General features: G+C 76.6%; 7 protein-coding genes and 1 pseudogene. 5 read left to right on the top strand and 3 right to left on the bottom strand.

Features of this window, described 5'->3' with window-relative positions; translation table 11 throughout:
- Positions 1-78 precede the first annotated feature (78 nt).
- Together AB0F18_RS36945 and AB0F18_RS36940 are read left to right on the top strand one after the other, a co-directional pair.
- Positions 79-1,119: pseudogene (locus tag AB0F18_RS36945) on the top strand (MBL fold metallo-hydrolase); the annotation flags it as partial.
- Positions 1,120-1,235: 116 nt separating this feature from the next.
- The gene (locus tag AB0F18_RS36940) at positions 1,236-2,651 is read left to right on the top strand and encodes an amidase (protein WP_362069213.1); all 1,416 of its coding nucleotides are present in this window, start codon (positions 1,236-1,238) and stop codon (positions 2,649-2,651) included.
- Between the two features lie 34 nt (positions 2,652-2,685).
- On the opposite strand, the gene AB0F18_RS36935 is transcribed toward AB0F18_RS36940, so the two are convergent.
- From AB0F18_RS36935 to AB0F18_RS36925, 3 genes are read right to left on the bottom strand one after another with little or no spacing between them, the layout of a single operon-like run.
- Positions 2,686-3,066 carry a MazG-like family protein gene (locus AB0F18_RS36935; RefSeq protein WP_362069210.1) on the bottom strand — a complete coding sequence of 127 codons (381 nt, stop codon included), beginning with the start codon at positions 3,064-3,066 and terminating at the stop codon, positions 2,686-2,688.
- A gap of 32 nt (positions 3,067-3,098) precedes the next feature.
- The gene (locus AB0F18_RS36930; protein WP_362069207.1) at positions 3,099-3,755 is read right to left on the bottom strand and encodes a VTT domain-containing protein; all 657 of its coding nucleotides are present in this window, start codon (positions 3,753-3,755) and stop codon (positions 3,099-3,101) included.
- Positions 3,752-4,528, bottom strand: a complete 777-nt coding sequence (locus AB0F18_RS36925; RefSeq protein WP_362069204.1) for an MBL fold metallo-hydrolase — start codon at positions 4,526-4,528, stop codon at positions 3,752-3,754. The genes AB0F18_RS36930 and AB0F18_RS36925 overlap by 4 nt, the downstream gene beginning before the upstream one ends.
- Positions 4,529-4,645: 117 nt before the next feature.
- Between AB0F18_RS36925 and AB0F18_RS36920 the strand changes: the two genes are divergently transcribed.
- The 3 genes from AB0F18_RS36920 to AB0F18_RS36910 all read left to right on the top strand — a co-directional run bounded on the left by AB0F18_RS36920 (position 4,646) and on the right by AB0F18_RS36910 (position 8,840).
- On the top strand, positions 4,646-5,050 hold the full coding sequence (locus AB0F18_RS36920; protein ID WP_362069201.1) for a hypothetical protein: 405 nt from the start codon (positions 4,646-4,648) through the stop codon (positions 5,048-5,050).
- A gap of 157 nt (positions 5,051-5,207) precedes the next feature.
- Complete coding sequence (locus tag AB0F18_RS36915; RefSeq protein ID WP_362069198.1) at positions 5,208-7,325, top strand: phage holin family protein; 2,118 nt, start codon at positions 5,208-5,210, stop codon at positions 7,323-7,325.
- Positions 7,326-7,400: 75 nt separating this feature from the next.
- Positions 7,401-8,840, top strand: a complete 1,440-nt coding sequence (locus AB0F18_RS36910; protein WP_362069195.1) for an amino acid permease — start codon at positions 7,401-7,403, stop codon at positions 8,838-8,840.
- The last annotated feature ends 73 nt before the right edge of the window (positions 8,841-8,913 follow it).

Below are 8,913 nucleotides of genomic sequence, written 5' to 3'. Positions count from 1 at the left end.
TCGGCGCGCAGACCGTCGGCGACAACTTCGGCATGACCGAGCTGCTGCCGGTCGGGGGGGGCGCCGGCGGCCGGCGGCCCCCGGCCCCTCGGGGAAGTGCGGGCCTGGCCGCGGTCGTTCGCCGGGCGGCTGACCACGCCGTTGCCCGGGGTGCGGGCGTTCGCGCGGCTGGCGCGGGAGGGGGCGTTCCGGCCCGGGCCGGACGGGCTGAGGGGGATTCCCGATCTGCCGTACCGGCCCGCCCCGCTGCCCGCCGTGGCGCCCGGCGCGGTCTGTGTGACCTGGGCCGGGCACGCCTCCTGGGTGGTCCGGGCCGGCGGGCTGACGGTGCTCACCGACCCCGTCTGGTCCCGGCGGATCCTCGGCACCCCGGCCCGGATGACGGCCCCGGGGGTCCGCTGGGAGGAACTGCCGCCCGTGGACGCGGTGGTGATCAGCCACAACCACTACGACCACCTCGACGCCCCCACCCTCAGACGCCTCCCCAGGGACACCGCCCTGTTCGTGCCGGCCGGACTCGCCCGCTGGTGCCGCCGCCGTGGCTTCCGCCGGGTGACCGAGCTCGACTGGTGGGAGTGTGCTGAACTGGACGGCGTACGCTTCGACTTCGTACCGGCGCACCACTGGTCCAAACGCTCCCTGCTGGACACCTGCCGCACCCTGTGGGGCGGCTGGGTGCTCACCGACCGGGCCGGCGGGGGCCGCAAGGTGTACTTCGCGGGGGACACCGGCTACGGGCACTGGTTCGGCGAGATCGGCCGCCGCCACCCCGGCATCGACCTCGCGCTCCTGCCCATCGGCGCGTACGCCCCGCGCTGGTGGCTGCGCGACGTGCACGCCGACCCGGAGGAGGCCGTCCAGGCCTGCCTGGACCTCGGCGCCCGCCGGATGGCCCCGATGCACTGGGCCACGTTCGTCCTGTCCGCCGAACCGGTCATGGAACCCCTGCACCGCGTGCGGGCCGCCTGGGCCCGCGCCGGGCTGCCCCGCGAGGACCTCTGGGACCTGCCCATCGGCGGCTCCCGCACCCTCGCCGATGCCGATGCCGATGCCGATGTCGATGCCGATGCCGATTCCGGGGCGGGTCGACTCCCGTCCGCCGTCCGGGAGGCCCCGTAGCGGTCCCGGCGACGAGGCCGGCCGGTACCGCGCCGGTACGCCCCTGTCGTGGACCGCCCGGCCTGGCATACCGTGCCCACCACGGAACACCCCGTGGAGGAAGGGCGCGTACGCACGTGGACGACGGTGAGCTGCTGTTCCTGGGGGCGGCCCGGCAGGCGGAGCTGGTACGGGCGGGCAAGGTGACCGCGCGGGCCCTCGCGGAGGCCTCCCTGCGCCGGATCGCGGCGCTGGACCGGCACCTGGGGGCGTTCCGCGTGGTGCGGGCCCGGGAGCGGGTCCTCGCCGAGGCCGACGCCTGCGACGCGGCCCGGGAGGCCGGGACGGAGCGGCCCCTGCTGGGCGTGCCCGTCGCGGTCAAGGACGAGCTCGACGTGGCCGGGGAGGTCACGGCCTTCGGCGGCGCCGCCCACCGGACCCCGGCGGCCCGCGACTCCGAGGCCGTGCGCCGGCTGCGGGAGGCCGGAGCCGTGGTCGTCGGCAAGACCGCCATGCCGGAGTTCGGGCAGTGGCCGTTCACCGAGTCGGCCGCCCACGGCCGCACCCGCAACCCCTGGGACACCACCCGCACCCCCGGCGGATCCAGCGGAGGCAGCGCCGCCGCCGTCGCGGCCGGCCTCGTCGGTGCCGCGCTCGGCGGCGACGGCGGCGGGTCGATCCGCATCCCCGCCGCCTGCTGCGGCCTCTTCGGCCTCAAACCGCAGCGCGGCCGCGTCCCCACCGCCCCGCAGCCCCACCTCTGGTACGCCCTCGGCACCGTCGGCCCGCTCACCCGCACGGTGCTGGACAGCGCCCTGCTCTACGACGTCCTCAGCGGCCCCGCGGAGGGCGACCGCTGGGCGGCCCGCCCCACCGGCACGAGCTTCGTCCGGGCGGCGTCCACCGAGCCCGGCCGGCTCCGCATCGCCTGGTCGGCGAAGCCCGCGGTGCCCGGCGTACGGCCGCACCCGGAGCACGTGACGGCCCTGCGGCGGACCGCGGAGGTGCTGCGCGAACTCGGGCACGACGTACGGGAGGTGTCCCCGCGCTACCCGGACGCCACGGCGGCGTTCTTGCCGCAGTTCTGCGGCGGCGTCCGCGCGGAGGCGGCCGCCGTGGAGCGGCCGGACCTCCTGGAGCGCCGCACCCGGCAGACCCTGACGCTCGCCCGGCTGGCGCCGGAGGCCGCCGTGGAACGGGCCGTGCGGGCGGGGGAACGGCTGGCGGTACGGGCCGAGCGGGTCTTCGCCGGGGCGGACCTGCTGCTCACCCCGACGCTCGCGCACCGGCCGCGGGGGGTCGGGGCTCTGGACGGGGTGGGGCTGGCGGGGGCGCTGCTGCGGTCGCGGCCGATGATCGCGTACACCGCGCTGTGGAACGTGACGGGGCAGCCCGCCGCGTCGGTGCCCGCGGGGTTCGGGACGGACGGGCTGCCGGTCGCCGTCCAGCTGGTGGCGCGGCCGCACGAGGAGACGACGCTCCTGAGCGTGGCCGCCCAACTGGAATCCGCCCGACCGTGGGCCGCCCGGACCCCGCCCCTGGCCGACGCCTGAAGCCGGTGCCGCGCAGCGGCCCCCCGCCCCGGGGTCAGGCTCCGTCCGCGGCGGCCGGGGCGGGGAGGAAGCGCCCCGCCTTCAGGGCGAGTTGGCCCGCGAAGTGCTCCGCCGCGTCCGGCCGCATCCGCGCCAGCGTCACCATCCCCGTGATGATCACATCGCACACCTCGTCATGAACGTCCTCCCACCCGTGCGAACGCCCCTTCCGCGGATTCGTCCCGGTCGCCCCGATCAGCGCCTGCGCGGCCTCGCCGAACTCCTCGCCGATCTTCAGCACTTGCAGGACGTGGCTCTGCGGCGGCACCACCCCCAGCTCGGCCGAGGCGGCGTCGAAGTGGGCGGCGAGGGCGCGGACCGTCTCCCAGGCCGTGCCGTCCGGAGGCGTACCGCCACCGTGGAGTTCCTCCGTCATCAGTGACCCCTTCCGTACCGGAGGGAAGGAGGCTACCCACCATCCCCCCGGCCACCCCGCCCACCCCGGGCCCGCCGCCACCCCGCCGGCCCCGCACTGATCAGCACCGTGAGGCCCACCGCCACGGCCACGCCCTTCCACGGCTCGGAGAACAGCGAGCCGCCCAGGATCCCGATCAGCCCGTACGCCGCCGCCCAGGCCAGGCACGCCGGCGCGTCCCCCCGGGCGAACCTCCGCAGCGGCAGCCCGCCCAGCAGGCAGGCCAGCATCACCGGGATCCGCCCCGCCGGAACCAGCCGCGACAGCACGAGCACCAGCACCCCGTGCTCGTCCAGCCCCGCCCGGGCCCGCTCCAGCCGCTCCGGCGTGGCCCGCCCGCGCAGGGACTCCAGCCAGCGGGAACCGCCCCGCGACCGCACCCCGCGCTGCCCCAGCCAGTACAGGGCGACGTCCCCCGCGAAGGCGGCCAGCGCCGCCACCCCGAACACCAGGAACACCCCCAGGGGCAGCGACCGCTGATGGAACGCCACCACCGCCGCCGAACTCACCAGCGCCCCCGTCGGAATCACCGGCACCAGCGCCCCCAGCGCCACCAGCACGAACAACGCCGGGTAGCCCACCGCCCGCTGGGTGGTCTCCGGCGGTACCCGCCCCACCACCTCCGCCGCCCCCAGCCACCACCCCGTCACGGCAGCCGCACCCGCTCCCCGTGCGCGGGGACCCGTACGGTCACCTTCGGCGCGAGCACCCCCGCCAGCCGGGCGAACTCCCCGCCCGGCGCGTGGAACTCGTGCGGCCGCACCGCGTCCATGCCGATCGGCCAGTACGTCCCGTAGTGCACCGGCACCGCCGCCAGCGGCGCCAGCCGCACCAGCGCCCGCGCCGCCCCCTCCGGGTCCAGGTGCCCCGGCCCCAGGTAGGGCCCCCAGCCGCCGACCGGCAGCAGGGCCACGTCCACCGGCCCGGTCTCCTCGGCCATCGTGTCGAAGAGCCCCGTGTCCCCGGCGAAGTACGTCCGCGCCGCGCCCTCGACCACGTACCCCAGCGCCCGCACCCGCTGCGGCCCGAACGGCGCCCGCCGCCCGTCGTGCCGCGCGCTCACCGCCCGGACCCGGACGCCCTGCCGCACCCCGACTTCCTCGCCCGGGACCAGCTCCGTCACCGCCAGCCCCCGCGCCGCCGCCAGCCGCGCCAGCCCCGGCACCGCCCGGCCCGCCCCGCGCGGCACGACGAGCCGGGTGCCGCGCGCCAGCCGGGCCAGGGAGGGCAGGTGCAGGTGGTCGGCGTGCAGGTGCGAGACCAGCACCACGTCCGCCACGGCCGCCTCCGGCGGGGGCACCGCCCCGCGACGCCGGCGCAGGTGCGCGAACCGGCGGACGAACAGCGGGTCCGTCAGCACCCGCACGCCCGAGTCCCCCACCGTGCACGTGGCATGCCCCCACCAGGTGATCTCCACCGGCACCCCCGCACCCCCTTCCTCGACCCCATCGAGCCTAGGTCTTCCCCCGGGGATCCGCCCGGAAGCGGAGTTCCGCGGCCCCCTCCTCCCCTGGCCCGGATCGGAGTAGGGTCGGGCGCCATGGATGCGTTGCGCGTGGCCGCGATCGCCAGCCTGGCCCCGCTGGAGGAACTCGACGCCGACCCCTTCGCCGTGGACACCCGGAGCCAGCACGCCATGTGCGCGCGCTGGGCCGCCGCCCAGGGCTACGTGGTCACCCGGCAGCTGCTCTTCTACGGGCTGCGGGCCGACCACTGCGGGCTCTGGCGCGACGTGGACGCCGGCCAGGTCGACCTGTTCGTCGCCCCCAACCCGCGGGTGCTGGCCCGCGCGCTGCGCTCCGTCGAGGAGTTCACCGCCGAGTGCGCGCGGCGCGGCGTACGCCTGGAGACCGCCGGGCTCGACGAGCCGCGCTACACCTCCGCCATGAAGGCCGAGGTGCACCGCCGGCTGTCCATGCCGACCGCCGGCTACGACGGCAGCTGAGCGTCCCGCTCCCGGGCACCGCCCCGTACCTCCGTGCGCCATCCGTGCGGACCGGCCGCGCCGGTCTCCCTGTGCGACGCTGGCGGGGGGACCGCGGGCGGGGCGCGGGCCCGGGGGCCCCGGACGGCGTCCGGGGGAGACGTGAGGCGGGTGCGTCATGGGGCGGTGGCGAGGACGGTGGCGGGCCGCGGGCGGCGCACTGGTGCGGGTGCTCCTCGTGTGGGCGGTGTCCACCCTCACCCTGCTCGTGCTCGCCGGGATCCTCCCCGACTTCCGCCTGCAGTCCGCCGACGGCGACAGCGTCACCCGGGTCGGGCTGACCGCCGCCTGGGGCGCCGGGGCCTTCGGCCTGCTGACCGCCCTGGTCTGGCCGGTCGTCGTACGGGCCCTGCTGCTGGTGCCCGCCCTGGTGCTCGGGCTGCTCGTCTTCTTCCTCAACGGCTCCCTCCTGCTGATGGCCCTCAGCCTGATCCCCGACGGCCGGGGCGCGGCGGCGGCCCCCGAGACGGCGGTGGTCGTCGCCGCGGTGATGTCCGCCGTCGCCTCCGCCACCTCCACCGCGCTCGCGGTGCGCGACGACGACGCCTACCGGCGCCGGCTGTACCGGCTCGCCGCCCGGCGCCGCCGCCGTACCGGGGCGCCCCCGGACGCCGGCGGGCCGGGGCTGGTCTTCCTCCAGCTCGACGGCGTCGGGTACGAGGTGCTGCGCCGGGCGGCCGGCAGCGGACTGATGCCGACGGTGGCCGGCTGGCTGGACCACAGCCACCGGATCATGCCCTGGCGCACCGACTGGTCCAGCCAGACCGGCGCCAGCCAGCTGGGCATCCTGCACGGCTCCAACCACGACGTGCCGGCCTTCCGCTGGTACGAGAAGGACACCGGCGAGGTGATGGTCTGCAACCGGCCCACCAGCGCCGCCGAACTCCAGCGCCGCGCCGTGGCCCGCACCCGGGACGGCGGGCTCCTCACCCTCGACGGGGCCAGCCGGGGCAACCTGTTCAGCGGGGGCGCCGACCAGCTGGCGCTGGTGCTCTCGGTCGCGGCCCGGCGCGGCCGCGCCAACCGCTCCCGCGCGGGCTACTTCGCGTACTTCTCCGACCCGGCCAACGCCGTCCGCACCGCCCTGTCCTTCGTCGCCGAGGCGGGCCGGGAGGTCGGCCAGTCGCTGCGCTCACGGCTGCGCGGCGAGCACCCCCGGGTGACGTGGGGCGGGCTGTACCCGCTGATCAGGGCCTTCGCGACGGTGGTCGAGCGGGACGTGGTGGTCTCGGCGGTGATCGGGGACCTGCTCGCCGGCCGGGCGTCGGTCTACGCGGACCTGGTGGCCTACGACGAGGTCGCCCACCACAGCGGCCCGCACGGCCGGGACACCGACCAGGTGCTCGCCCGGCTCGACCGGAGCCTCGCGCTGATCGCCCGGGTCGCCGAGCACGCGCCGCGCGCGTACCGGTTCGTGCTGCTCTCGGACCACGGCCAGAGCCCCGGGGAGACCTTCCTCGGCCGCTACGGCCTGAGCCTGCGGGACCTGGTCCGGGCGGGCTGCGGGCTGCCCGTACCCCGCCGGGCCGGCCGCACCCGCAGCGGGGCCGAGGCCCGGGCGGCGGTGCTCGCCGCCCTGCACCGGCCGGTGGAGGAGGACGAGGAGGAGGCCCGCCCGGGGCCGGGCCCCGACCCGGTGGTGCTGGCCTCGGGGAACCTCGGGCTGATCTCCTTCCCCGACCTGCCGGGCCGGGCCACGCGCCGGCGGATCGAGCGGGCCCACCCCGCCCTGCTGGCCACCCTGGCCGGCCACCCGGGGGTGGGCTTCCTGCTGGTCGACGGGGAGGTGCTGGGCCCGGGCGGGGCCTCGGCGCGGCTCGACGTGCCGGGGGAGGCGGAGGAACTCCTCTCCGCGTTCGGTCCCGGTGCGGCGGACGCGGTCCGCCGGACGGACTCCTTCCCGCACGTCGCGGACGTCATGGTCAACTCCGCGTACGACCCCCGCAGCGGGACCGTCCACGCCTTCGAGGAGCAGATCGGCTCGCACGGCGGCCTGGGCGGGGAGCAGGGGCACCCCTTCCTGATGTGGCCGACTGACCTGTCGCAGCCGCGACCGGATCCGGGGCCGGAGCTGGTGGGCGCGGAGGCCGTGCACGAGGTGCTGCGCCGCTGGCTGCGCGAGTCGAACGGCCCGCAGGTCCCCCTCCCGGCGGCACGGGAGGATCACCGGCCGGAGGGCGAATCGGGCGGAACCCTTCCGTCCGCGAAGGGGCGGAGGCCGGATGAAAACCGGTGATTTGGTGCGGACTTCGCGGTGGTCAACCATGTGTTGACCTGCCCACCATGTGAGATATTCAGAGGCGCACCACCGATGACCAGCACCGCAGCCCCGCCCGCCGAGGACAGCACCGCCCCCGGGGCCGCCGGAACCCAGCAGCCCGCCCCACCCCGGCAGGCCTCCGCACCCGGGCGGCCCGCGGAGCCCGCGCCGGCCGACCGGCACGCCCGCCGCTTCGGCCTCCCCGTCGCCGTCTGCCTGGTCATGGGCAACGTCATCGGCGGCGGGATCTTCCTGCTCCCCGCCTCGGTGGCGCCCTTCGGCACCATCAGCCTCCTGGCCTTCGCCGTCCTGACCCTCGGCGCGATCGCCCTCGCCCTGGTCTTCGGCCGTCTCGCCCGGCGCCACCCGCAGACCGGCGGACCCTACGTCTACGTACGCGCCGCCTTCGGCGACTTCGCGGGCTTCCTCGCCGCGTACAGCTACTGGATGACCGCCTGGGTCTCGAACGCCGCCCTCGCCGTGGCCTCCGTCGGCTACCTGGCGGTGCTCTTCCCGGCCGTGGGGGAGCACAAGTGGTCGATGTGCCTGGCCGCCCTCCTCGTCCAGTGGCTGCCGGCCCTGTCCAACCTGGCCGGCACCCGGTACGTGGGCGCGGTCCAGGTGGTCGCGACCGTGCTGAAGCTGGTCCCGCTGCTGCTGGTGGCCGTCGGCGGGCTGTTCTTCTTCGACCCGGCCAACCTCGGCCCCTTCCGGGCCACCGACCAGAGCCCGGTCGGGGCCGTCTCCGCGTCCGCCGCGATCCTGCTCTTCAGCTACATCGGCGTCGAGTCCGCCGCCGTCAGCGCGGGCGAGGTCCGCGACCCGGCCCGCAACGTCGCCCGGGCCACCGTCCTCGGCACCGTCGGCGCCGCCGTCGTGTACCTGCTCGGCACCCTCTCCGTCTTCGGCCTCGTCGCCCACGACGCGCTGGCCTCCTCCCAGGCCCCCTTCACCGACGCCGTCAACGCGATGTTCGGGGGCACCTGGGGCGGCACGCTGGTCGCCGGCGCCGCCGTGATCTCGATGGTGGGCGCCCTGAACGGCTGGACCCTGCTCGGCGCGCAGACCCCGTACGCGGCCGCCAGGGACGGGCTCTTCCCGAAGGTCTTCGAGAAGAAGCAGCGCGGGGTCCCGGTGGCCGGCGTCCTGGTCACGGCCGGGCTGGCCTCCGCCCTGACCGTCTACAACTACACGGCGGGCTCCGCGGGCGTCTTCGAGGCGCTGGTGCTGATCACCACCTTCACGGCGACCGTCCCCTACCTGCTCTCCACCGCCGCTCAGCTGTACTTCCTGGCCTCGGGCCAGTCGGAGCGGGTCCGGCGCGGCCAGCTGGTCCGTGACGCCGTCCTCGCGGGCCTGGCCTTCGCCTTCTCGATGTGGCTGGTCGCCGGATCCGGGTACGCGGCCGTCTACCAGGGCGTGCTGTTCCTCTTCGCGGGCGTCCTGGTGTACGCCCTGATGTCCGCCCGCAAGCGCCGCGCGGCCGCCTGACCGGCGCACACGGACTCGACGACGAGGACGTCCGTCATGTGGGACACGTCGTCAATCCGCGTCTGGTCGAGGC

The organism is Streptomyces sp. NPDC029216, from assembly GCF_040648015.1.
Classification (GTDB): Bacteria; Actinomycetota; Actinomycetes; order Streptomycetales; family Streptomycetaceae; genus Streptomyces.
Note: the sequence above shows the minus strand (reverse complement) of the source record. Positions and strands in the feature narration are given on the sequence as shown.

Coding starts and splice junctions, on each gene's coding strand:
- AB0F18_RS36920 (WP_362069201.1), top strand. CDS start 4,646: ATGGATGCGTTGCGCGTGGCCGCGATCGCCAGCCTGGCCCCGCTGGAG.
- AB0F18_RS36910 (WP_362069195.1), top strand. CDS start 7,401: ATGACCAGCACCGCAGCCCCGCCCGCCGAGGACAGCACCGCCCCCGGG.
- AB0F18_RS36915 (WP_362069198.1), top strand. CDS start 5,208: ATGGGGCGGTGGCGAGGACGGTGGCGGGCCGCGGGCGGCGCACTGGTG.
- AB0F18_RS36935 (WP_362069210.1), bottom strand. CDS start 3,066: ATGACGGAGGAACTCCACGGTGGCGGTACGCCTCCGGACGGCACGGCC.